General features: G+C 69.4%; 16 protein-coding genes. 2 read left to right on the top strand and 14 right to left on the bottom strand.

Features of this window, described 5'->3' with window-relative positions:
• Nucleotides 1–64: 64 nt before the first annotated feature.
• Nucleotides 65–2,293 (bottom strand): ATP-dependent DNA helicase RecG, encoded by a 2,229-nt coding sequence (locus QF206_RS01620; protein ID WP_281487453.1) that lies wholly within the window; start codon nt 2,291–2,293, stop codon nt 65–67.
• Nucleotides 2,294–2,360: 67 nt separating this feature from the next.
• Between QF206_RS01620 and rsmD the strand changes: the two genes are divergently transcribed.
• Nucleotides 2,361–2,936 carry a 16S rRNA (guanine(966)-N(2))-methyltransferase RsmD gene (gene rsmD, locus QF206_RS01615; protein ID WP_281487452.1) on the top strand — a complete coding sequence of 192 codons (576 nt, stop codon included), beginning with the start codon at nt 2,361–2,363 and terminating at the stop codon, nt 2,934–2,936.
• 54 nt (nt 2,937–2,990) lie between these two features.
• Here rsmD and QF206_RS01610 read toward each other — a convergent pair whose 3' ends face one another.
• A complete protein-coding gene (locus tag QF206_RS01610; protein WP_281487451.1) occupies nt 2,991–3,260 on the bottom strand; it encodes an ArsR/SmtB family transcription factor in 270 nt (89 codons plus the stop codon).
• A gap of 64 nt (nt 3,261–3,324) precedes the next feature.
• The gene (gene thiL, locus QF206_RS01605) at nt 3,325–4,314 is read right to left on the bottom strand and encodes a thiamine-phosphate kinase (protein ID WP_281487450.1); all 990 of its coding nucleotides are present in this window, start codon (nt 4,312–4,314) and stop codon (nt 3,325–3,327) included.
• An 18-nt stretch (nt 4,315–4,332) separates the two neighbouring features.
• On the opposite strand from thiL, the gene QF206_RS01600 reads away from it, so the two are divergent.
• Nucleotides 4,333–4,881 carry a DUF3515 family protein gene (locus QF206_RS01600; RefSeq protein ID WP_281487449.1) on the top strand — a complete coding sequence of 183 codons (549 nt, stop codon included), beginning with the start codon at nt 4,333–4,335 and terminating at the stop codon, nt 4,879–4,881.
• 196 nt (nt 4,882–5,077) lie between these two features.
• Here the strand turns inward: QF206_RS01600 and QF206_RS01595 are convergent, their stop codons facing one another.
• The 11 genes from QF206_RS01595 to QF206_RS01545 form a co-directional block, all read right to left on the bottom strand.
• On the bottom strand, nt 5,078–6,145 hold the full coding sequence (locus QF206_RS01595; RefSeq protein ID WP_281488101.1) for a D-alanine--D-alanine ligase family protein: 1,068 nt from the start codon (nt 6,143–6,145) through the stop codon (nt 5,078–5,080).
• 99 nt (nt 6,146–6,244) lie between these two features.
• Complete coding sequence (locus QF206_RS01590) at nt 6,245–7,285, bottom strand: NAD(P)H-dependent glycerol-3-phosphate dehydrogenase (protein ID WP_281488100.1); 1,041 nt, start codon at nt 7,283–7,285, stop codon at nt 6,245–6,247.
• A gap of 26 nt (nt 7,286–7,311) precedes the next feature.
• The gene (locus QF206_RS01585; protein WP_340309580.1) at nt 7,312–8,061 is read right to left on the bottom strand and encodes a lysophospholipid acyltransferase family protein; all 750 of its coding nucleotides are present in this window, start codon (nt 8,059–8,061) and stop codon (nt 7,312–7,314) included.
• Nucleotides 8,062–8,070: 9 nt separating this feature from the next.
• Nucleotides 8,071–9,438 (bottom strand): UDP-N-acetylglucosamine 1-carboxyvinyltransferase, encoded by a 1,368-nt coding sequence (murA, locus tag QF206_RS01580; protein ID WP_281487448.1) that lies wholly within the window; start codon nt 9,436–9,438, stop codon nt 8,071–8,073.
• Nucleotides 9,435–10,034 (bottom strand): 3-isopropylmalate dehydratase small subunit, encoded by a 600-nt coding sequence (gene leuD, locus QF206_RS01575; protein ID WP_281487447.1) that lies wholly within the window; start codon nt 10,032–10,034, stop codon nt 9,435–9,437. The genes murA and leuD overlap by 4 nt, the downstream gene beginning before the upstream one ends.
• Entirely contained in the window at nt 10,034–11,521 is a 1,488-nt protein-coding gene (gene leuC, locus QF206_RS01570) for a 3-isopropylmalate dehydratase large subunit (RefSeq protein ID WP_281487446.1), read from the bottom strand. The genes leuD and leuC overlap by 1 nt, the downstream gene beginning before the upstream one ends.
• Before the next feature lie 176 nt (nt 11,522–11,697).
• Entirely contained in the window at nt 11,698–12,408 is a 711-nt protein-coding gene (locus tag QF206_RS01565) for an FHA domain-containing protein (RefSeq protein ID WP_281487445.1), read from the bottom strand.
• A complete protein-coding gene (locus QF206_RS01560; RefSeq protein WP_281487444.1) occupies nt 12,398–14,917 on the bottom strand; it encodes a transglutaminase TgpA family protein in 2,520 nt (839 codons plus the stop codon). Before QF206_RS01560 ends, QF206_RS01565 begins: the two co-directional genes overlap by 11 nt.
• Nucleotides 14,917–16,128: a DUF58 domain-containing protein gene (locus tag QF206_RS01555; protein WP_281487443.1), complete on the bottom strand. Its 1,212-nt coding sequence runs from the start codon at nt 16,126–16,128 to the stop codon at nt 14,917–14,919. Before QF206_RS01555 ends, QF206_RS01560 begins: the two co-directional genes overlap by 1 nt.
• Complete coding sequence (locus QF206_RS01550; protein WP_281487442.1) at nt 16,125–17,093, bottom strand: AAA family ATPase; 969 nt, start codon at nt 17,091–17,093, stop codon at nt 16,125–16,127. Before QF206_RS01550 ends, QF206_RS01555 begins: the two co-directional genes overlap by 4 nt.
• A 76-nt stretch (nt 17,094–17,169) precedes the next feature.
• Nucleotides 17,170–22,767: an Ig-like domain-containing protein gene (locus QF206_RS01545; RefSeq protein ID WP_281487441.1), complete on the bottom strand. Its 5,598-nt coding sequence runs from the start codon at nt 22,765–22,767 to the stop codon at nt 17,170–17,172.
• Nucleotides 22,768–22,822 lie beyond the last annotated feature (55 nt).

Genomic DNA, 22,822 nt, shown 5'->3' with positions numbered 1-22,822 from the left:
CTCGGGGGCGCAGCCGGGCGCAACACCGCGACGGCGATCGCGACGGCGATGCAGTCGTTGCGACTCAGTTCTTCGCGAGGAACGTCTGTGCGGTCTCGTCGAGGCGCCGCTGGAGGGCTCCACGCAGCGCGGGGTGCGCGTCGAGTTCGGGGTCGTCGGCCAGCACGCTCTCGGCCGCGGCCCGCGCCTCGCCGATCAGCTCGCCGTCGTGCACAACACGCAGCAGCTTGAGACTCGAGCGTCCTCCGGATTGCTCGCTGCCGAGCACGTCGCCCTCGCGACGGAGTTCGAGGTCGATCTGCGCGAGCTCGAACCCGTCGAGCGTCGAGGCCACCGCATCCACCCGCTCTCTGGCGACGGTGCCGAGGGGCGCGCGCGTCACGAAGAGGCAGAGGCCGGGGACGCCGCCTCGCCCCACTCTCCCCCGAAGCTGGTGAAGTTGCGACACCCCGAAGCGGTCGGCGTCGAGGATGACCATGGTCGACGCGTTCGGCACGTCGACGCCCACTTCGACGACCGTCGTGGCCACGAGCACATCGATCGCGCCACGGGCGAACTCTCGCATGATGCGGTCTTTGTCATCGCTGGAGAGCCGCCCGTGCAGGGCTTCGATGCGGCGGCCGTGCAGCGCTGGCCCTTCGCGCAGCAACTGCGTGACCTCGAGCACGTTGGCGATGCGCGCCGCAGCGGCCTCGGTCTGGGCGCTGTCTCCTTCGCTGACCTCGGCGCGGTCATCGTCGACGACCTCGTCACCCGTATCGTCGAGGGCGCCCGGCTCGATCGCCGGGCAGACGACGAACGCCTGGCGCCCCTGGTCGAGCTCCTCACCGATGCGCTCCCATGCTCGCGTGAGCCAGCCGGGTCGCTCGGCGAGCGGCACGACATGCGACGTGATCGGTGTGCGCCCTGCGGGGAGCTGCGTGATGGTCGACACGTCGAGATCGCCGAAGACCGTCATCGCAACGGTTCGCGGGATGGGAGTGGCGGTCAGGACCAGCACATGGGGCGCTTGTGATCCTTTGAGCCGCAGCGCCTCACGCTGATCCACGCCGAACCGGTGCTGCTCGTCGACGACGACCAGTCCGAGATCGGCGAAGGTCACATTGTCGCTGAGCAGCGCGTGCGTGCCGACGATGATGCTCGATGAACCGGCTGCCGCTGCGAGCAGTGCCTTGCGCCGCTCAGCGGTGCTGAGCCCACCGGTGAGGAGCGTGGGTCGCAGCGCCGCCGCGAGGTCGGGGCCGAGCGAGGCGACGATCGAGCGCAGATGCTGGGCGGCGAGCACCTCTGTCGGTGCGAGCAGCGCGGCCTGGCCGCCGGAGTCGGCGACCGCGAGCATCGCTCGGAGCGCGACGAGCGTCTTGCCCGAGCCCACCTCGCCCTGCACGAGACGGTTCATCGGTACGCCTGAAGCGAGGTCTGCCTCGATCTCGGCGCCGACCCGCTGCTGGTCGTCGGTGAGCTCGAACGGCAGGTGCGCGTGGAACTCGGCCGAGCGCCGACCCGGCGTGCGCACTGCGGCGGCGTGCTCGCGCCGCTTCGCCCGCTCGCGCAGCAGTGCCGTCTGCAGCACGAACGCCTCCTGATAGCGCAGCGCGTCGCGCGCTCGCCGATGGTCTTCGTCGCGCTCGGGACGGTGCACAGCGTCGAGAGCCTTCGCGTAGTCCATCAGCTGCTCCCGACGGCGGATGCTTGCAGGCACCGGATCGTCGAGCGGTGGCAGCGTGTCGAGCACCACGCCGATCGCGCGCTGCAACTGCCAGGAGGCGACAGTGGACGTGGCCGGGTAGATGGGAATCGGCTGCATCGCCCAGCGCGCTGCGTCGGGCGAGGCGGCATCCGCCTCTGCTGGGGAGCTCGCCCCGACGCGGCCGTCGGGGTCGCGTTCGAAGAGCTCGTAGTCGGGGTGCGCCAGCTGGCGCGTGCCCCGATACTCCCCCACCTTGCCGGCGAAGATGCCGCGCGCACCGGGCACCAGTTCGTTCTTGCGCCAGGCCTGGTTGAAGAAGGTGAGCGTCAGAATGCCGCGGCCATCACTGATGGCGACCTCGAGGATCGACCCGCGTCGCTGCTGCATGCGGCGCTCGCTCGTGCGCAGCACCTCGGCGACGATCGTGACGCTTGCGCCCACCTCGAGCTCGTCGAGCGCGGTGAGCTCGCCCCGCCGGGCGTACCGCCGCGGGAAGTGGTGCAGCAGGTCGCCCACCGTGCGAAGGCCCAGCGCGCGCTCGAACGCGCCCGCGGTGCGACCGCCGAGCGTGTTCGAGAGCTTGGCGTCGAGCGGAGAAGGCACGCTGCAACGCTACCTGCGAGCGCTGACAGTGCAGGGACGGCGCGGCCGCGGCACTACCCTCGAACGCATGACGCGCATCATCGCGGGCTTCGCCGGCTCACTCACGCTGGCGGTTCCCCCGGCCGGCACGAGACCGACCAGCGATCGGGTGCGCGAGGCGATCTTCAGCGCGCTCGATGCGCGCGGCGCGTTGCAGGGCGCGAACGTGCTCGACCTCTTCGCCGGATCGGGCGCGCTCGGACTCGAGGCCGCCTCGAGGGGCGCAGTGAGCATCACGCTGGTCGAACGCGCCCGTGCGGCGGCCGCGATCTGCCGGCGGAATGCGGCAGTGGTGGCGGATGCCGCGCCCCGAGGCCGCGCGCCCCGCATCACCGTGAGCGGCTCCCCCGCACGCACCTTCGTCGCCGGCGCGGCCGAGCAGTTCGATGTGGTGCTCATCGACCCGCCCTACGACCTCGGAAACCTCGAACTCGAGCACTTGCTCGAAGCGCTGGTCCCCCGGCTCGGCGACGACTCGATCGTGGTGCTCGAGCGATCGTCCAAGGCCCCGCAGCCGATGCTCCCCGAGGGTCTCGAACTCGAGCGCCGCAAGGACTACGGCGACACCGCGCTGTACTGGCTCACGCCGACATCCGGAGACTGACCGCGCTGCTGCCCGTCGGGTTCCGGGTTGCGGCCTCGTGGATGCGGGAGGCGCTCAGGAGCGCCGGTCGGCGAGGTCGAGGCACCACGCGGCCACATCGCGCAGCGGTGCGGCGGTGAGTTCGACGACGGTGGCGGTGCCTCTGCGGCTCGTCGACACGAGGTCGAGCTCGCGCAGCAGGGTGATGTGCTGACTCACCGAGGGCTGCGCGATGCCGAGCTCCGCGGCGAGTTCGCCCACGGTTCGGGGCCGCTCGCCCAGCAGCTCGAGCAGCGCACGGCGGCGCGCGTCGCCGATCGCGTGGAAGAGGTCCTTGCCGCTCATGCGATCACCTTCGATTCTCTGCTCGTGCCGTCGCTCTTGCCGTCGCTCTTGCCTTCGCGATCGATCATCCTCGCGCTCCGTCCCAACCCCGGTACGGATCCCAGCCCGAGGGTCGCTGCCATGGTGCACCGTCGAGCAGCAGACCGGCGCCGGCGACCACCCGGCCGATGGCTCTGAAACCACCCGGCAGCGCTGTGCCGGCAGCGAACGTCGCGAGCAGGCTGTGGGCCTCCCCGCCCTCGAGCGCGAGCAACGGGTCGGCTCCGAGCGCCACCGAGTCGAGGTCGATCGCGATGCCGCTCGCCGCCGCGACGCGGCGCGCGTCGATCGCGAGCCCATCGCTGAGGTCGATCATCGCGTGAGCACCCGCGAGTGCCGCGAGCCGGCCGTCTGCGATCGGCGGCTCGGGGCGCAGCTGTGCCGCGACGGACTCGGGATGCCGTTCCCGCGCGGAGGCCGCGGCATCCGCGTCGGGCATTCCGTAAGCATCGACGCCCTCTGCGAAGAGCACCGCAAGCCCTCGTCCCGCTTCGCCGAGCACACCCGAGACCGCGACGACATCGCCCACGCGCGCTCCTGATCGCAGCACCGGCGAGAGCCCGCCGAGGTCGCCGAGCGCGGTCACCGCGATGGTCAACACCTCGCTGACCGAGAGGTCGCCGCCGACGACTCCGCAGCCGGGGGCGAGTGCGTCGCAGGCTGCGGCGAGCCCATCAGCGATGCCCTCGAGCACCGAGACCTCCAGCCCGCGAGGCGCGGCGATCGACACGGTGAGCGCCGTGGGCGTGGCACCCATCGCCGCGACGTCCGAGAGGTTGGTGGCGGCGGCCTTCCACCCGAGGTCGAACGGGGTCGACCAGGCGAGCCGGAAATCGGGTCCGTGCACCATCATGTCGCTCGTCACGACGAAGCGGCCGTCCGGAGCTGCCACGACGGCGCAATCGTCGCCCGGACCCAGTTCCGCCGCGGCAGCGGGCGTCAGCCGAGGGAGGACGCGTGACAGCGTGGCGACCTCGCCGATCGCTCCGAGGGTGTCAGATTCACTCACCCGCACCACGGTAGCCTGGCAGTGATGACTGCACTGCACCTCCGTTCGCAGTCCCGGATGCCGCGAGCCCGAGCCGCCATGACCCCCGCGCCGTGGCGCTCGCTCACCCGGGCTGCTGCTGCGGCATCCGTGGTCGCAGCGACCGTGCTGCTGACCGGATGCGCCGCCACGGTCGTGATGGAGCCCGCCGCCGATTCGAACAACCCGGCATGCGCGGGTGTGATCGTGCGGCTGCCGGAGTTCGCGGGCGACCTCGAGCAGCGGGAGACGAACGCGCAGGCAACCGCGGCATGGGGCGACCCGGCATCCGTCTTCCTGAGCTGCGGCGTTCCCGTGCCCGCGCCGTCGGAGATGGACTGCGTGGAGGTGCGAGGCATCGACTGGCTGCGCGACGCCACCGAGGAGCCCCTCACCTACTTCACGACCTACGGCCGCGACCCTGCGATCACCGTCGCTATCAACGGCGCGACCGTATCGGGCCGCGCGGTGCTCGAGGACCTCGCGAACTCGGTGTCGACCGTGCCGCAGGAGCGCAGCTGTCTCTCGCGCGTCGACGCGCTGAACGAACAGTAGGCCTTAGCCCGCATCCGCGTCTGCGCCACTCACGGACAAGCGCGCCAGGGAGACGTGGCGCAGATGTCTGCAGGTGGCGCAGACAGGCGGGGGGCGGATGCCAAACGGTTGATGCCGACGGGCCCCACTCCGAGCGGCCGGAAGCCGAGCGGCGAGCGCGAGCCGGACGCCGAAGGCCGGCGTCGTGCGGGCTGGGCTACCGCGCGGTCTCGAGGCCGAGCGTGATCAGTTCGTCGATCAGCTCCGGGTACGAGACTCCCGAGGCGATCCAGCACTTGGGGAACATCGAGATGGGGGTGAAGCCCGGCATGGTGTTCACCTCGTTGACGACGAAGCCGTCGTCAGTGAGGAAGAAGTCGACGCGCGCAAGGCCCGCTCCCCCGATCGCGTCGAACGCGGCGGCGGCGACCCGGCGCATCTCTGCCAGCTCGGCGTCGGACAGCACCGCCGGGCACACCAGCTCGATGCCTGGCGCGTCGAGGTACTTGGCCTCGAAGTCGTAGAAGTCGCGACCGGTAACGACGATCTCGCCCGCGACGGAGACCCTCGGCGCACCGCCGTTGCGACCGGCGAGCACCGCGCACTCCACTTCGCGGCCGACGAGGGCCCGCTCGACCAGCACGCGGGAATCCTCGGCGAACGCGGCGTCGAGCGCAGCGTCGAGCCCCTCAGGAGCGGCGACCCGCGTGACGCCGACGCTCGAGCCGGCTCGCGCGGGCTTGACGAACAGCGGCCAGCCGAGCGGCTCCAGCTCCTCGACGAGCCCTGGTCGACGGGACTCGCGCTCGCCCGCCGTGATCGTGACCCAATCGGCCACTGGGATGCCGGCGTGCTGCAAGAGGCTCTTCGTGAAGTGCTTGTCCATGCCCGCAGCCGATGCCAGCACGCCGGCGCCGACGTACGGGATGCCGAAGAGCTCGAGCATGCCCTGCACGGTGCCGTCTTCGCCGAAGGGGCCGTGCAGGATGGGGAAGGCCACGTCGACGGTGCCGAGCGATGTGGTGGCGCCGGCGGCATCCGTCACCGTCCACTCCGATGACGCAGCCGAGTCGGGGAGCCGCACCCGCGTGCCGTTGTCGATGACCTCGGGCAGGTCGCTGCTGAGCGCGAAGCGGGCCGGGTCATCCGGCTGCAGTGTGAAGGCGCCATCGCGCGTGATGCCGACCGGGATCACGTCATAGCGCTCGCGGTCGATGGCGCCGAGCACGCCGCTCGCCGTCGCGCAGCTGATCGAGTGCTCGGAGGATCGCCCGCCGAAGAGCAGTGCAACGGTCAGTCGCGAACGGGTCGCTTCCGAACCGGGGTGTTCCGATCCGGCCGATTCGCCGCTGTCAGCCGTCGGCTCGATGTGCTCCGCCACGGATCATTCCCCCTGTGGTTCGTCGGTGTCGGTGAGATGCGGTGCGAGGTCGCGAGGTGCGAGCGTACCCGAGAGCACCTGCTGCACCTGCGACACGATGGGCATCGTCACGCCCTTCGCCTCCGCGAGCTCGAGCACGGGTGCCACTGAGGCGAGCCCCTCGGCCACCTGGTTCATCTGGCGCACCACATCGGCGAGCGCGTATCCCTGCCCGAGCAGCCGACCGGCCGTGTTGTTGCGCGAGAGCGGCGAGCCGCAGGTCGCGATGAGGTCTCCGAGGCCGGCGAGCCCCGCGAGCGTCTCGGGCCGCCCTCCGAAGGCGACGGCGAACTCGGTCATCTCGGCGAGCCCGCGCGTGATGATCGAGGCCTTGGTGTTCTCGCCGTAGCCGACGCCGTCGACGATGCCGATCGCGACGGCGATGAGGTTCTTGAGCACTCCGCCGAACTCGGTGCCGATGACGTCGCTGTTCACGAAGCAGCGGAAATAGGGGTTGGTGGCCGCCGACGCGACCTCCGCTGCGGTCTGAGCGCTTTCGCTCGCGACCACGGCGGCGGTCGGCTGACGCTTCGCGATCTCGAGCGCGAGGTTCGGGCCGGATGCCACGGCGATGCGCCCCGAGTCGAGTCCGAGCTCCTGGCAGATCACCTCGCTCATCCGAAGCGCGGTGCCCTTCTCGACGCCCTTCATCAGGCTCACGACCGGCACGTCAGCGGGGATCAGGTCGCGCACCTGGGCGAGCACCTCGCGCAGGCTCTGGCTGGGCACCGAGAGGTACACCTGCTCGGCGCCGTCGAGCACTCGCTCCACGGAGCTGTCGGCGACGAGGCTGATGGGCAGGTTGATCCCGCGCAGGTAGTCGGAGTTGCGCTTCGTCTCACTGATCTCGCGCGCGAGCTCGGGCCGCCGCGCCCAGAGCACCACGTCATTGCCGCCCTCGGCGAGCACCTTCGCGAAGGTGGTGCCCCAGCTGCCGGCTCCGAGCACTGCGAGCCGACGCCGTTGACCGGCGACCGCGAGCGTGCGAAGCGCCTCGGTGTTCAGTGGCCCGGGGGCGGGTGCGCGCTCACTCAAAATCGTCCGGTCTCCGATTGGTTGTTCTTGCTGGGGTCCCACAGCTCGGCCGGCGGAGTCTCGCCGCGCAACCGCCCGAGCAGTTCAGCGATGGCAGCCATCAGGTCTGCAGTGGCCTCGTTGAGCACCTGAGCGTCGAGCGGACGGCCCTCGTACTTCGAGAGGTCCACTGGGTCGCCGATGATCACCGAGACCGGCTTGCGCGGCGGCCAGATGCTCACGCGCTTGCCATAGCGAGGAAGGATCGCCTGGGTTCCCCAGTGCGCAGCTGGGATCAGCGGGATGCCGGCCTGCAGCGCCATGCGCACCGCTCCGGTCTTGCCCCGCATGGGCCACAGGTCGGGCTCGCGTGTGAGGCTGCCTTCGGGGTAGATGATCACGGCGAGGTCGTTCTCGACGAGCGTGCGCGCCGCCGCCATCGGGTCGTTCTCGCGCGTCGAGCCGGCACGCTGCACGGGGATCTGGCCCGACTTGGTGAGGAGCCAGCCGAGCACCGGCACCTTCCAGAGCGACGCCTTGGCCATGAAGCGCGGCACGCGGCCGAGCTTCCACACCGCGATGCCCATGATGATGGGGTCGATCTCGGAGTAGTGATTGGGCGAGAGCACGAACGCGCCCTGCTTCGGCAGCTTGTGTCCGTCGATGAAGCTGAAGCGCGCCAGCAGCCCCATCACCGGAAGGATCAGCGTTGCGAGCAGGTTCCAGATCCACCCGCGCTCGGACCGGGGCTTGGGGTGCGATGACACCTGAGGATTTTATCCTTCGGCCGAGAAGTCGGCGCCCAACTGCTCGAGCTTCTCGATGAAGTGCTCGTACCCACGGCTGATGATGCCGACGTTGCTGATCGTCGAACGGCCCTCCGCGGTCAGCGCCGCGATGAGGTGGCTGAATCCGCCTCGAAGGTCGGGCACATGCACATCGGCGCCGTGCAGCGGCGTCGGTCCCGTGACCACAGCAGCCTGCTCGAGCGGCCGGCGCGGCACTCGGCGGGTGACGTTCGCCAGCCCGTCCTTGTGCACGACGATGTCGGCGCCCATCTTGTTGAGCGCCTCTGTGAACCCGAACCGGTTCTCGTACACGGTCTCGTGCACGACCGACACGCCCTCGGCCTTGGTGAGCGCGACCACGAGCGGCTGTTGCCAGTCGGTCATGAAGCCCGGATGCACATCGGTCTCGATGACCACCGGCTTCAGCGGTCCGCCCGGGTGGTAGAAGCGGATGCCGTCCTCGTGAACGTCGAAGGCGCCGCCGACCTTGCGGAAGATGTTGAGGAACGTCATGAGTTCCTCCTGCTTCGCGCCCTCGACGTAGATGTCGCCCTCGGTCGCCAGCGCTGCGCTGGCCCAGGAGGCTGCTTCGTTGCGATCGAAGATCGCCCGGTGCTCGTAGCCGCGCAGCGAATCGACACCCTCGATGAAGATGACGCGGTTCGGCTCGACCGAGATGATGGCACCCATCTTCTGCAGCACCATGATCAGATCGGTGATCTCCGGCTCGATCGCCGCGTTCTTGAGTTCGGTGACGCCCTCGGCGAGCACAGCGCTCAACAGCACCTGCTCGGTCGCCCCGACGCTCGGGTAGGGCAGCTCGATGTTCGCACCGTGGAGCCCGTTGGGCGCCTTGAGGTGGATGCCGTTCGGCTGCTTGTCGACGATCGCCCCGAAGGCGCGCAACGCGTCGAGGTGGAAGTCGATCGGCCGGTCGCCGATGCGGCATCCGCCCAGATCTGGGATGAACGCCTCACCGAGCTGATGCAGCAGAGGACCGCAGAACAGGATCGGGATGCGGCTGGAGCCGGCGTGCGCGTCGATCTCGGCGAAGTGCGCGCTCTGCACATTGCTGGGGTCGAGCAGCAGCTCGCCTGGGTTCGGCTGCGTGACGCGCACTCCGTGCACCTCGAGGAGCCCCTTGACGACCTGGACATCGCTGATGTCGGGCACGTCTTTGAGCAGGCTGGGAGTGTCACCGAGCAGCGATGCGACCATCGCCTTCGTCACGAGGTTCTTGGCGCCGCGCACCTGCACGCGCCCACGCAGCGGTTTGCCACCGTTGATGACGATCTTGTCGGACTTGAGACCGACGCGTTCTCCCGCCTTCTGGGCGTCTGTGAGGAGCGAATTCAATATTTCACCGGCAATGTCTTGGGCCGCCAACTCTCGCGACGGGCTTCGAAGGCTGTGATGGCGGCCTCGTCGCGCAGGGTGAGCGCGATGTCGTCGAGGCCCTCGAGCAGTCTCCAGCGAGTGTAATCATCGATCTCGAACCCGGCCTGGAAATCGCCGCAGCGAACCGTCTTCTGCTCCAGATCGACGGTGACCTCGCGCGTGGGCTCGGCCTCGACCAACTGCCACAGCGTCTCGGCGGTCTCCTCGCTGATCACGCCAGTGAGCAGGCCCTGCTTGCCCGAGTTGCCCCGGAAGATGTCGGCGAACCGCGGGCTCAGCACGACCTTGAACCCGTAGTCGCGCAGCGCCCACACGGCGTGCTCTCGGCTCGAGCCGGTGCCGAAGTCGGGTCCGGCGATGAGCACCGTGCCGCGGGAGTAGGGCTCCCGGTTGAGGATGAAGTCGGGGTCCTGCCGCCAGCCGGCGAAGAGCGCGTCTTCGAACCCGGTCTTGGTGACGCGCTTCAGGTAGACAGCCGGGATGATCTGGTCGGTGTCGACGTTCGAGCGGCGCAGCGGCACGCCGATGCCAGTGACGGTCGTGAACTTCTCCATCAGTTGCTGCCCTCCGCTTGTGCGCCCGTTTGTGCGCCCGTGTGCGCAACCGCGAGTTCGGTGTCGTGCTCGAGATCCCACGGGCTCGACAGGGTGCCACGCACAGCGGTCGCCGCCGCGACCAGGGGCGACACCAGGTGCGTGCGCCCGCCCTTGCCCTGACGCCCCTCGAAGTTGCGGTTCGAGGTCGAGGCGCAGCGCTCGCCCGGGGCGAGCTGGTCGGGGTTCATGCCCAAGCACATGGAGCAGCCGGCGAAACGCCACTCGGCCCCGAACTCGGTGATGATCTTGTCGAGCCCCTCGGCCTCCGCCTCGAGGCGCACGCGCGCCGAGCCGGGAACGACCATGACGCGCACTCCGTCGGCCTTCTTGCGACCCTTGATGATCGAAGCGAACGCGCGCAGGTCTTCGATGCGGCTGTTGGTGCACGACCCCATGAAAACCGCATCGACCGCGACGTCCTTCAACGGCGTGCCGGCCTCGAGGTCCATGTACTCGAGCGCTCGCTCGGCTGCGGCGCGCTCGTTGGGGTCGTCGAACGACTCCGGCGACGGCACGGTGTCGCTCAGCGACACGCCCTGGCCCGGGTTGGTGCCCCAGGTGACGAACGGCTCGAGCTCGTTGGCGTCGATGAACACCTCGGCGTCGAACTCCGCGCCCTCCTCGGTGGGCAGCGTGCGCCAATAGGCGACGGCGTCATCCCAATCGGCACCCTGCGGCGCGTGCGGACGGCCCTTCAGGTACTCGAACGTCGTCTCGTCGGGCGCGACCATGCCCGCTCGCGCACCGGCCTCGATCGACATGTTGCAGATCGTCATCCGGCCCTCCATGGAGAGCGCACGGATGGCGCTGCCGCGGTACTCGAGCACGTAGCCCTGGCCGCCGCCGGTGCCGATCTTCGCGATCACCGCGAGAATGATGTCCTTCGCAGTGACACCCGGCCGCAACTGGCCCTCGACGTTGATCGCCATGGTCTTGAAGGGCTTCAGCGGCAGCGTCTGGGTCGCCATGACGTGCTCGACCTCACTGGTGCCGATGCCGAATGCCATGGCACCGAAGGCGCCGTGCGTCGACGTGTGGCTGTCACCGCAGACCACCGTGATGCCGGGCATCGTCAGGCCCAACTGCGGGCCGACGACGTGCACGATGCCCTGCTCCTTGTCACCCAGCGAGTGGATGCGCACGCCGAACTCCTCGGCGTTCTGGCGGAGCGTCTCGATCTGCAGGCGGCTCGTCGGGTCGGCGATGGGCCGGTCGATGGCGAGGGTCGGCGTGTTGTGGTCTTCGGTCGCGATCGTCAGGTCGACGCGGCGCAGCGGCCGGCCCGCCTGCCGCAGCCCGTCGAACGCCTGCGGGCTCGTGACCTCGTGCACCAGGTGCAGGTCGATGTAGATCAGGTCGGGATTGCCGTTCTCGCCGCGCACGACGACGTGGTCGTCCCAGACTTTCTCCGCGAGCGTGCGAGGGCGCTGTGCCGATGCATTCATCAGTTGAGTGTTTCCTTCGTCAGTGTGCCGTTGTAGGGCACTGTGCCGGAAGCGGCACGGTGATCGGCCAGCACGGAACCCCGCGACGAGGGAGGCCAGAGATCAGGACTCGTCGCGGCAACCGAGGAGAAGGCGACCGAGGAACATCTGCTCAGAATACCACCCGCGGGTACCGGTCACGCCGATACGACCCTCAACTCGAATCGGCCGAGCGATACGACGGCGGCATCCGGCACCACTTCGGGCTGCCCCGGCACCACCGGCTGGTCGCGCCCGTCAGCGCTGACGACGACGCCGTTCGTCGAGTCGAGATCGAGAACCGTGAGCACACCGTCGCGAACCTGGAACAGCGCGTGCGTCTTCGAGACGCTGCGCTCGGGGTCTACGATCGCGAGTGGGAGCGCGCCAGCACCGGCTGCGCTCCCGAGACCCTGTGGATCGGGGTTGCGGCCCACGACCACTGCAGGGTCGACCGGATGCCGAGTGCCATCGCCCAAGGCGAGCACCCAGCGGCGCACCGCCACCGGCGCGGTCTCGGTCGCGCTCAGGGTCGAGCGCTCCCCCTCGTCGACCGCTGTCGGCTCGACTGCCGGTGTGACCGCGCGTTCGGCTGCGGGCTCGGCTGCGGGTCCGGCCGCGGGGATCGGCGCGGCCGGCTCGGAGACCGGCGCGCTCCGCGGAGGTGCGGAGGGAAGCGGCGAGCCGGGGCCGAGCGATATGACGGGCCCGCGCGGTCCGGCCCCCGGCGTTGACGGTGCCTGCTCCGGCGGTGGCCCCGACGGTTTCTGGGGCTGGGGCAGCTTGCGGGTGCCGGAGTTGACGTCGGGCTCGGCCTGCGGGATGAGCCCTGGCGGCACGGAGATCAGGTAGCGCTTGTCATCCGGCATCCGGAGTGCTCCTTCCGTCGAGTCGGTCCCCATTGTCCACGCCTCCGTCGGGTCGACCCCAGTGGGCTCGATTCCCGTGGCCCCGATCCCGAGCGTCGACGCGTGCCCGGTCGACAACGGTGCCAGCCCATCGCCGCACCGAGCTCAGCCGGTAGCGGCTGAGGATCCGGCGACCGCGCGACACCGCGCGGCGAGCGAGCTCGACCGCGCCGTGCGCCTCGTTCCACACGCTCTCGCGCTCGGCGTCGGGCACCTCTCGCCCCGAGAACACGGCGTCGTCGGCGAGCGCGGCGATACCGAGCACCCGGCCCGTCGCGTGCTCGCCCACCTGCTGCTCGAGCGACGCCGCGGCCATGGTGCGCGTCACGCGCGTGGGCACATCGAAGCCGAGTTCGCTGTAGCGATCGAGCAGTTCCTCCCAGGCGCCGGCGATCGACGCGTCAGCGGCTGCCGCGCCGCGGCGGCGTCGAAGGCGCCGAGACTTCAGCGCCGTCACGATGAGCATCGGCACCAGCACGATGATCAGCACCGCCACGATCGAGAGGCCGCCCACGATGACCCAGCCGGGGATGCCACCGAAGGGGTCTTCGTCGTCGGTGTCGCTGTCGTCGATGTCGACCGGTGTGAGCAGGTCCTTGGTCTCGTTCTCGCTTCGCGGCGGCTGCCGCACCTGCGGCTGGGGCTCTGACTGCGGTTGCGGTACTTCGTCCTGAGGAACGTCGGTCTGCTCGGGCGTCGGCATGAACGGCAGCCATCCGACGTCTTCGAAGGCGACCTCGGCCCAGGCCGTCACATCGTCGCCGACGACATCGACGGATACCGCGCCTTCCGCCACCTCGGGCGCGAAGCCCATGACCACCCTCGCCGGGTAGCCGAGACTCCTCGCCATGAGTGCGAACGCCGACGCGTACTGCTCCTCATCGCCCACCATCTGCGAGCGCTCGAACAGCTCCACCATGCGGTCGGCACCGTGGCCAGCACGGGAGGGCGCAGAGTCGGAGGCAGCGCCATGGCTGAGGAAGCCGGTGGTGGCCATCGTCTGCTCGATCGCGCGCAACTGCTCGATCGGTGTTGTCGCCCCACCGGCGAACTCGCCGGCCTTCGCCACGACGATGTCGGGAATGGTGCTGACCGGCGGCAACTCGACGTTCGCGGTGGGCACCTCGAGCAGCTGCTCGGTCGCCGGCACGAGCTGCGTCTGGGCGGTGAGCCTGTACGCATCGCCCTCGGCGAGGCCGTCGATCAGCACCGCACTGCCCGTCGCGGCGTTGTAGCGCAGGCCGTGCTCTCGTGCTCGTGAGTCGTCGCCGTCGAGCGACACCTGGCTCGGATAGCCGACGCCCGGGATCCATACGTCTCCGTACTCGGCGACGGTGACCTCGAGCCGGGCTTCGGCGCCGGGCGTGAGCAACTGCGGCTCTGGGAACGTCGTGCCCACCATCGTGAAGCTGCCCGAGCCATCGCGGGCCTCATGCACGCCCGCCACGTTCCAGAGCACGCCGTCGTAGCTGTCCATGGTGGCGAGCCGGATCCGCTGCCCCGGTTCGAGGCCCCGCACGGAGAACAGCACTGTGTCGGTGAGGTCCTTCGTGTACTTGCGGAATCCGGCGAGCGGGCTCGGGAAGTCCAATTGCTCGGACGGCGGCACGATCTCGTCGCGGAGCACGAACCGGTCATCGGCCGACGGGGTGAGGAGCATGCCGCCGCCGAGTCCGAGGACGGATGCCGCGACGACGAGCACTGTTGCGCTGGCGAGGTTGCGGCGCAGCATCCCCCTGCGGAGCGCGATGTCCGCGCCGGCGGAGTGGAATCGGTGCCACGCGATCCACCCGAGCGCGATGGCGGTGAAGCCGACGCCGCGCACGGCCGCCAGCACGGGCTGCTCGGTGCCGAACAGCACGCTCAGCGCATAGAGCGAGAGAGGGCCGGCGAGCAGCAGCGCGTGGGTCCAGACCGTGCGTCGGCGGTGCTCCATCCAGCGCACGACGAGCAGCGCGCCGATGAGCCCGACCAGCCACGCCGCCGCATACGGCACGGCGGTCACGTAGTCGGGCAGCTCGACAGGGGCTCGCAGGGTGAGCAGATCGGCCCAACCGAAGACCGCACCGATCGCGAGGCTGGCAATCGATGACAAGGTGGGAATGACGGCGTCGACGCCCTCTTCCGGTACCGCGAACGCCGTGCCGAGCACGAAGTACCCCGCGATCGCGAGGATCACCGTCGCGAGCGCGCCGAGACCGAGACGCGTGCCGAGCACCGCCGCGCCGACGCCGACGATGAGACCTCCGACCCCGGCGAGCAGGAAGCCCGCGTCGTCGAAGGCGGCACCGAAGCCCGCGATCGCGATCACGCTGAGCACCACGACGAGTGCCAGGTCGAGCACGCCCCGGCCACTCACCACGCGGCGCCGGACGGCACCGGCTCCTGAGCTCGCGAATGCACGCCGCAGGTTCGTATCGCTCTCGCGCCGGGGCGCCGCACGCCGGCCGCGGCCACGACGATTCGCCATCACCGGACCCTCCTGGCAAGACCGGAGAGGTCATCGAGCGTGTTGAGCGACACCACGGCGAGGCCTCCCACCGACATGATGCGCGAGGGGTCATCGAGCGCGGCCCGGAAGCCGAGCGTCTGGGTGTCGCTGCCGAAGAGCCGCTCGATGGCGCGGAAGTCGCTCAGCGGCATACCAGATCCCGTCACGATGAGCACCACGCTCGGTGGTGGCAGACGCAGCGTCGCGGCACGGGCGAATTCGCGAGGGCTGTCGAACCGCGAGGCCACCGGGTCGAGGCGGCAGGAGTCGTCGAGCATGGCGGTGACGGTGCGCGTACGGAGTGCTCGCTCCTCGCTGACGATCGAGAGTTGCGTACCGTCGCGGATCACCTGCGAGCCGAGCGACGCGAGCACCGAGACAGCCAACTCGTACTCGTCTTGATCGCGGTAGTACCGACGATCGGCCGGGTGCACGATGGTGAGTTGCGAGCGCCGGGTCTCCTCGAACTGCCGAACCATGAGCGTTCCGCTCCTCGCGGATGTGCGCCAGTGCACGTGCCGCAGATCGTCGCCGGGCTCATAGGGCCGCAGCGCATGGAACGAGATGTCGCTGTTGGTGATCTTCTTGGTGACCTCTCCCTCGATATCGCGCACGAGACCGGCCGCGCTCGGCGAGAGCCGCCTCGTGAGCGGATGCACGAAGAGCTCGACAGGCTCGCTCCAGCGCAGCGTTCGCCGCAGCAGTCCGAGCTGATCGCCTCGAACCGAGAGCGCAGGCCCGGCATCGATGACGGCGCGGCGCTGGGTCGGCACGGCGAAGAGCTCCTCGTGCTCCGCCCCGGGGTCGAGCCCGGGGATCATGAACTCCGCGACTCCGCTGCCCACTGGCAGCTCCATGCGGGTGGGCGACGACCGTTTCTGGGCGCGGTTGACGACAGTGATCCGGCCCATCGCCCGCTCGCCCGCCACGACCCGCCGCGGGGTCAGGTCGATGCTCACCTCGAAGCGGTGGCGCCCGAACACGAACGCCGCCGCCATGAGCAGCGCTGCCGCAGCCGTGGTGCCGATGAAGACGAACTCCGCCCAGCCGAACACGACCGCGAGCGTGAGCGCGACGAGTGCGCAGCACAGCACCAGCCACCCCGCGGCACTGACGACCTCGAGCGCGGGCTTGACGCGTGCCCAGCCCTCTCGTGTCAGGTACCGGGCGATGGCCAGCGCGTTCCTCATGCGGCGCGGTACGCGGGCGGCTCGATGCCGAGGAGGATGCGCTCGATCACGGCATCCGCCTTCACCCCGGCGAAGTCGGCCTCCGGATCGATGATCATTCGGTGTGCCAGCACCGGTGCCGCGAGGGCGCGCACGTCGTCGGGCGTGACGTACGTGCGCCCGTGCGCGATCGCCCACGTCTTCGTCGCCCTGGCGAGAGCGAGCGCGCCTCGCATGCTGACGCCGAGCACGACATCGTCGGCTTCGCGGGTGCCGTGCACGATCTGGTTGAGGTAGCCGGCGACCGAGCCGTCGACGTGCACGTCGCTGGCGAGGGCCGCCATCGCGGTGATCGACTCCGCAGCGATGATCGGGCTGATCTTGTCGGCGCGTGCGCGATTGGACGAGTCGAGCAGCAGTGTCACGGCGGTGTCGTGGTCGGGGTAGCCGAGGGAGGTCTTGATGAGGAACCGGTCGAGCTGGGCCTCCGGAAGGGAGTAGGTGCCCGCCTGCTCGACCGGGTTCTGCGTCGCGATCACCATGAAGGGGCTCCCGACGGGATGCCCGACGCCATCGATCGTAACGACGCTCTCCTCCATCACCTCGAGCAGCGCGCTCTGCGTCTTGGGGCTCGCGCGGTTGATCTCATCTGCGAGCACGATCGAGGCGAAGATCGGGCCCTTGTGGAACTCGAAGCGACCCTGCGCCTGGTCGTACACCGTGACGCCCGTGACGTCGGAGGGCAGCAGGTCGGGCGTGAACTGAATGCGCGAGTTGCTGCCGTCGATGGTGTGCGCGAGTGCTTTGGCGAGCACGGTCTTGCCCGTGCCGGGGAAGTCCTCGAGCAGCACGTGGCCGCTGCTGAGCAGCGCCGTCACGACGAGTTCGATGACGTGACGCTTGCCCAGGATCGCCTGGTCGACGTTGTCGACGAGCTTGCCGAAGGCGTCGGCGAACCAGTCGGCCTGTTCCTGAGTCACTGCCATGCGGTGGTTCCTTTCGTGGGGCGGGAAGGAGCGAGGCGGATGGATGCCGCGGCTGGAAGGATCTCGGGGCGGAGGCTCATCGGCATCCGCTCGTCGAGTCGGAGGAGCGGTTCCGCGCTCCGAGGTTGTTCCACTGCTCACCCGAGATCGGGGTGCTCCAGGTCACGGTGCCGGTCGCGACCGCGACGAAGCGCACCCTGATGGTGCTGTCGCGACGCACGCCCAGGCTGTTGTGGATGGCGAGTGCGCCGTTCGCGCCCATGCTGTAGCGGCACTCGGAAAGGCCGGATGCGCCGTCGAGGAAGGTCGTCACCCAGTAGTCGCCTGGCGTCCAGTTCGAATAGTCGACGCCCACGTACCGGCACCCGCTGCACGAACTGGGCGAGATCGCGCCCTTGAAGATCGTGGCGCTGGCGCTCGGCGGCGGAAGAGTGTCGAGCGGCGTCGCGGTGTTGGAGCGAGCAGACCACGGGCCGGCGACGCCGTTCGTGACGGCGCGAACGATGAAGTTGTAGCCGGTGTCGAAGTTGCCGGTGAAGGTGTGGCGTGTGCCGTTCACGTTCACGGTGCTCTCCGAGCCGTTCGAGGTGTTGCGGATTCGAACCTCGTAGCGGTCCACCGCGTCTCCATTGGAGTTCGCCGCGTTCCAGGTCAGCGTCACGGTGCGGTCGCCTCGGCTTCCGGTGCTCGCGCTCGCTCCGCCGGGTGTGCCCGGGGTGGGAGTCGCGGCCGCCGACTGGCCCGACCAGCCGCTCGCGCCCCCGGGGCCGATCGCCTGGACTCGGAATGTGTAGGCGCGGCCGACGGTCTGCGCCGATGCGGCGCTCAGCGTGGTGCCGTTGGTCTGACCCGAGGCGACCTGGCTGCCGCCTTGGAACAGTTGCCACTGATAGTTCTGAACATCGCGCCCGTTGCCGCTCGAAGCGCTCCAGCTCATGGTCACCCGGCCATCGCCCGAGGTGCTCGCGGTCATGCCGGTGGGTTGCGGGACCGTCGGCTTGCCGAACGGGCGCACCGCGGCGCTCTGTGAGGATGGCGCGCCCGACCCGAGCATGTTCCGCGCGGTCACCGTGAATCTGTAGTCCACGCCGTTGGTGAGCCCCTGGACCGTGTACTCGGGCCCCGCCTCGCTGACCACCATCTGCCCGCCACCGCCACCGGTCCAGCGGATCGTGTAGTCGATGATCGGCTCGCCGTTCGTCGCGGGCGCGCTGAACGTCACGAATGCCTTCTGATCACCCGGGGCGACCGTCGGCGCACTCGGCTGGTCGGGAACGTCGCGCACCGTCAGCTGAAGGCGCCCCTGCACCTGCCGGTCGGGGTCGCGGGTGCCGTCCTCGATCACGTAGATCACGCTCACCACGCCGATGAACGCTGAGCCGGGGCGAACCGTGACGTCCGAGCTCGTGCGGCTGACGCTCGCCTGAGACTCGGCGTCGTTCTCGATCCAGGCATCGATGATGCGAAGCGGCTCGCCCTGCGCGGCGAACGGGTTGAAGTCGTTGGCGAGCACATCGACGGTCTGAACGACGCCGCGCTGCCCCTTCGCCTCATCGGCGGTGGCTCGCGCAAACGGCCGCGTCGATGCGACGACGCGCACCTCCACCGTGCCAGGAACGCTGAACTCGCCGTACGTGACGTTGAACCGGAGCGTCGTCGACGCGCCCTTCTGCGTGCCGAGCGGCGAACTGAGGCGCACCGTCGAGCCGTTCTGCTGGGCCGAGATCTGATCCGTGCCGCCCACGAGGTCGCGGTACTCGAGCTGCGCGAGGATGCCGGGGTTGGGGTGCGAGCTGGAGGCGCGAAGGTCGATCTCGAGCGGGTCCTCCCCCGCCTCGATCGTGACGTGCTGCGGCGTGAAGGTCGGCGGCACGTCTTCGAAATCGGGATCACCCACCGTGATCGGCAGCGTGATCCAGGCCTTGTTGCCATTGAGGTCGTTCGCGTCGGTGCCGTCGGTCACCTCGAACACGATGGAGGCGCCACCACGGTAGTCGGTGGCTGGTTCGAAGCGCAGGGTCGTGCGGTCGACGTGATTCGAGGTGCCGTTGCCGTTCGTGCTGCGCACCGTGGCAACGTCGGTGATGACGGCTGGACGCCCGGAGGGCACGACGAGGATGTCGTCGAGCCGCCAGGTGCCCTCGCCGTTCATGCGCACGATCTGCTCGGGCAGGTCGGGGCGCAGGTACGGCGGCGGCGACCAGTTCGCACTCACTGCGGGAGGGACGATGATGAAGGCGGATGCCGAGAGCCCATCGATCTCGTTGGTCAGCGTGTACGCGATCGCGATGCGCGTGTCACCGGGCCGCACCCGCACCTGACCGTTGTCGAGCACCTCGGCGTTCCCGCGGTTCGGCCCGACTGCTTCGACGATCAGGTCTTCGATGCGCCCGCCGGGGTTCTCGGCGGTCGCCAGCACGTCGACGTCGACATAGTCGGCATCGACGACCTCGTCGACCTCGATGACGTGATCGCTCGCGCTCGGGTGAAGCGGGGCGGCATCCTCGGTCACCTCGATCTGAAGGAACGCGGTGTCGACGCCCCCGTGGCCGTTGCTGATCTCATAGCGCACGGTGTACGCGGCCTCGACCTCGGGAACCTCGACGATCACCCGCACGCCGTCGGTCTCAGCGGTGATGCCCTCGTCGACCTCGGGCACGCCACTGACCTTCAGCGCGTGTCCCGCGGGGTCCGAGTCGTTGAGCAGCACGGGCACTGAAGCCGTTCTGCCGGGTTTCATCTGGATGCTGTCGTCGACCGCGTTCGGCGGATCCGCTTGCGCGGGCGGCGGGATGACGCCCACATCGATGGTGCCGATGGCCCGCGCACCCCAGATGTCCTGGACCTCGTAGCTGAAGGTGTCGGTGCCCGCCGAGGTGGCGAACGCCTCGTAGACGAACGAGGTGCTCGTGGCCTCCACGATGCGACCGAGCGATGGGGCGTCGCGCATGCCCACGACCATGACGGAGTCGCCGTCAGGGTCGATGCCGTGAAGCGGCACCTCGATCCGCACGGTGTTGCCGGCGAAGACTCGCCCGGTCTGAGGAGCCGGCTGCGGCGGCTGGTTCGACTCGAGATCTCGTGGGGTGACGACGAAGTGCACGCGCGCGGTGGCCGTCTCGCCGAACTGGTCGGCGATGCGATACACCACGCTGTACTCGCCCGCCTCTTCCGGCGCCTGGTAGCGAACCGCGTCGTCGCTGACGAATGCAAGGCCTCCGCCGTCGTTCTCCGTCTCGATCAGTTCTCGCTCGAGGCTGATAGCCGCGTTGTCGGGGTGAAAGTCGTTGTCGAGCACTGCGGCCGTGACGATGTCGCCGGCGCGCACGCTGTAGCGATCGTCGGCGGCGACCGGCGGCTGCCGGTTCACCAGCGGCGGCACCGGCACCACGGTCACTCCGGCGACCGCGGTGTGGATGCCGTCTGAGACGGTGTAGGTGAACTGGGTCTGCGCGGTGAGCGCGGCAGATGCGGTGACCCGGATGACAGTGTTCCGCAGCAGTTCGACCGAGAGCGCGGCATCCGTGCTGCCGGTGTCGACCGATTGCACCGCGAGCACCCGCCCGCTCGGCGACACATCATTCGCCAGCACGCTCACCGTTGTCGGCTCGCCAGGGCGCAGGAACGCGGTGTCTTTCACCGGCACGGGCGCCGCGTCATCCGCGGGGGCGTCGATCGCCTCAACCCGGATCAGCCCCACCGTGGTCTTCGCGCCCGCTCCGAGCGAGTACTTGAAGTAGTGCGCTCCCGGTGTGGAAGCGCGCACCGCGATCGTGCCGCGCTCGAGGTTCAGTTCGGTCTCGAGCGCGTCGGGAAGCTCGTCGATGCCGAGGAGCCGCAGCGGCTGACCCGACGGCGTGAGGTCGTTGGCCACCGGCTCGACGACGACCGTCTCGCCGACGAACGCGGTCGCGAAGTCGGGCGTCGCGATGGGGTTGAGCGACCCGGGCTCCACCACCTCGACCTCGAGGGCGCCTACGGAGGTGAGCGCGCCATCCGACACGACGAACTGCACTGTCTTCATGCCGAGCTCGGTGCTGCGGCTCTCGAACGTGACGAAGCCGTCGGCGGTGTGGCGCACGATGTCGGCGCTCGTGGGCGATGCCGAGGCCAGATAGATGTCGTCGCCGTCTGGATCGACCCAGTCGGCGAGCACGTTGTGGCTGATCGACTGGCCGGGCTCGACCTTCAGCGCCGTCACGCGCTTGGCGACGGGCGCCGCGTTAAGCTCGCCGGGGACGATGCGCATCGAGACTTGAGCCTGCGCCGTGCCTCCGCGGCCGTCGTCGACCGTGTACCGGAACGAGGCGCCTCCCACGGCATCCGGAGCTGGTGTGAACTGCAGAGCCCGCGCGCCGTCGATCGCATCGATCGCCCCGAAGCTCCCGGGCACCTCGCCGATGCCGGTGATGGTGAGCACGTCACCGTCGGGGTCGGTGTCATTGTCGAGCACCGGCAGGATCGTCGTGCGGCCGGGACGGATGCCGTAGTCGTCATCGACCGCGATGGGCGGTCGGTTCTGCTCGGTGCGCTCCGCGAGCGTGTCTTCGAACGATTGCGTCGTCGACTTGTCGCCGCCCTCATCGCTCTCCGTCTGCTCGGGCGGAGTGACCTCTTCCCAGTTGTCGACGAGGCGCATGTTTGCGTCGATGAGCCAGACATTGCCGGTGCTGAGGTCGTTGAGGGCGACCACGTCGCGGTTCACGCGGAACCGGAACTCGGAGCCCTGCGCCGGCGTGTCGATCTCCTGGCTGACCGCGTCGGCATCGTCGCACCAGCGCTGATAGCGCTGCGAGTCGGCCCAGGCGCCGTGAGCGCACCCGTTCAGCCACACGGGTGCCGCGACTCCCTCTGAGCGGGCGGATGCCGCGCCTTCCAGCACGGCGTGCTGCACCTCACCGCCGTCAAGCGGCACCCGCAACAGTCCATCCGCCGCAGCGACGAGCACCGATGCGGCCTCGTCTCCCGGCAGCTGGAGATGGATGCCGGGCACCGGCAACTCGGTCGAACCTCCGTCTCCGGTCAGCACCGTGTCGCCGTCGAGGTCGAGCACCACCGCCCGATCTCCAACGGCGGTGAGCTGGTGGTTCAGAGGCACGTCGAGCGAGCGTTCCGTCGGCTCGCTGTCGGCGCCGTCGAAGCGATAGAGGAGCCCCTGACCTGGCGAGGTCGCGTAGACCGCTCCATCGCGGGTGACGGTGACCTCGGCGTTGCTGCCGAGTTCGGCAGCCGGCTCCATCGTGATGGGGTCGAAGCTCAGCTCGTTCGCGACATCCGTGACCCAGAGCGAACCGGCGCGGGGCTCGAGGATCGCCATGGTCGTTCCGCCCAAGCGCACTTCGGCTCCGGCCGGCAATTGGGCTTGCTGCACGAGGTCGGTGAAGGCGGGGTCGATGCGTTCGACGGTGCCCAGGTCGTCGTCGACGAGGAACACGTGCTCACCGTGCTGCACGATGTCGAGGGCCGCGGACATGGCGTGGACCGAGGCGTCGAGTTCCTCGATCTGCCGGTTGAGCCTGCCGGCGAGCAGGTCTTCACCGTTGGTCACCCACACCGTGCGCTGGTCGAGGTCGACGTCGGTCACCGGGAAGCCGTCGTGAAGCACTGCAGCGCCGACGAGCAGCGAGGATCCGAGGGCCAGAACGGTGGCCGAAGCGATGGACTTTCGCCGCATCCGCTTCAGATCGTCCGCCGACACGCTGCGTGAACCCCACCCCCGGCCCGCCCGT

The organism is Ruicaihuangia caeni (genome assembly GCF_029952955.1).
GTDB lineage: Bacteria > Actinomycetota > Actinomycetes > Actinomycetales > Microbacteriaceae > Ruicaihuangia > Ruicaihuangia caeni.
The sequence above is the reverse complement of the archived record's forward strand: the minus strand, read 5'-3'. Positions and strand labels throughout refer to the sequence as shown.

Bases quoted from the DNA above. Each gene is read 5' to 3' on its own strand.
- QF206_RS01545 (WP_281487441.1), bottom strand. From the start codon at position 22,767: ATGCGGCGAAAGTCCATCGCTTCGGCCACCGTTCTGGCCCTCGGATCC.
- QF206_RS01550 (WP_281487442.1), bottom strand. From the start codon at position 17,093: ATGGCAGTGACTCAGGAACAGGCCGACTGGTTCGCCGACGCCTTCGGC.
- QF206_RS01610 (WP_281487451.1), bottom strand. From the start codon at position 3,260: ATGAGCGGCAAGGACCTCTTCCACGCGATCGGCGACGCGCGCCGCCGT.
- QF206_RS01565 (WP_281487445.1), bottom strand. From the start codon at position 12,408: ATGCCGGATGACAAGCGCTACCTGATCTCCGTGCCGCCAGGGCTCATC.
- QF206_RS01560 (WP_281487444.1), bottom strand. From the start codon at position 14,917: ATGGCGAATCGTCGTGGCCGCGGCCGGCGTGCGGCGCCCCGGCGCGAG.
- rsmD (WP_281487452.1), top strand. From the start codon at position 2,361: ATGACGCGCATCATCGCGGGCTTCGCCGGCTCACTCACGCTGGCGGTT.
- QF206_RS01600 (WP_281487449.1), top strand. From the start codon at position 4,333: ATGACTGCACTGCACCTCCGTTCGCAGTCCCGGATGCCGCGAGCCCGA.
- leuC (WP_281487446.1), bottom strand. From the start codon at position 11,521: ATGAATGCATCGGCACAGCGCCCTCGCACGCTCGCGGAGAAAGTCTGG.
- leuD (WP_281487447.1), bottom strand. From the start codon at position 10,034: ATGGAGAAGTTCACGACCGTCACTGGCATCGGCGTGCCGCTGCGCCGC.
- QF206_RS01555 (WP_281487443.1), bottom strand. From the start codon at position 16,128: ATGAGGAACGCGCTGGCCATCGCCCGGTACCTGACACGAGAGGGCTGG.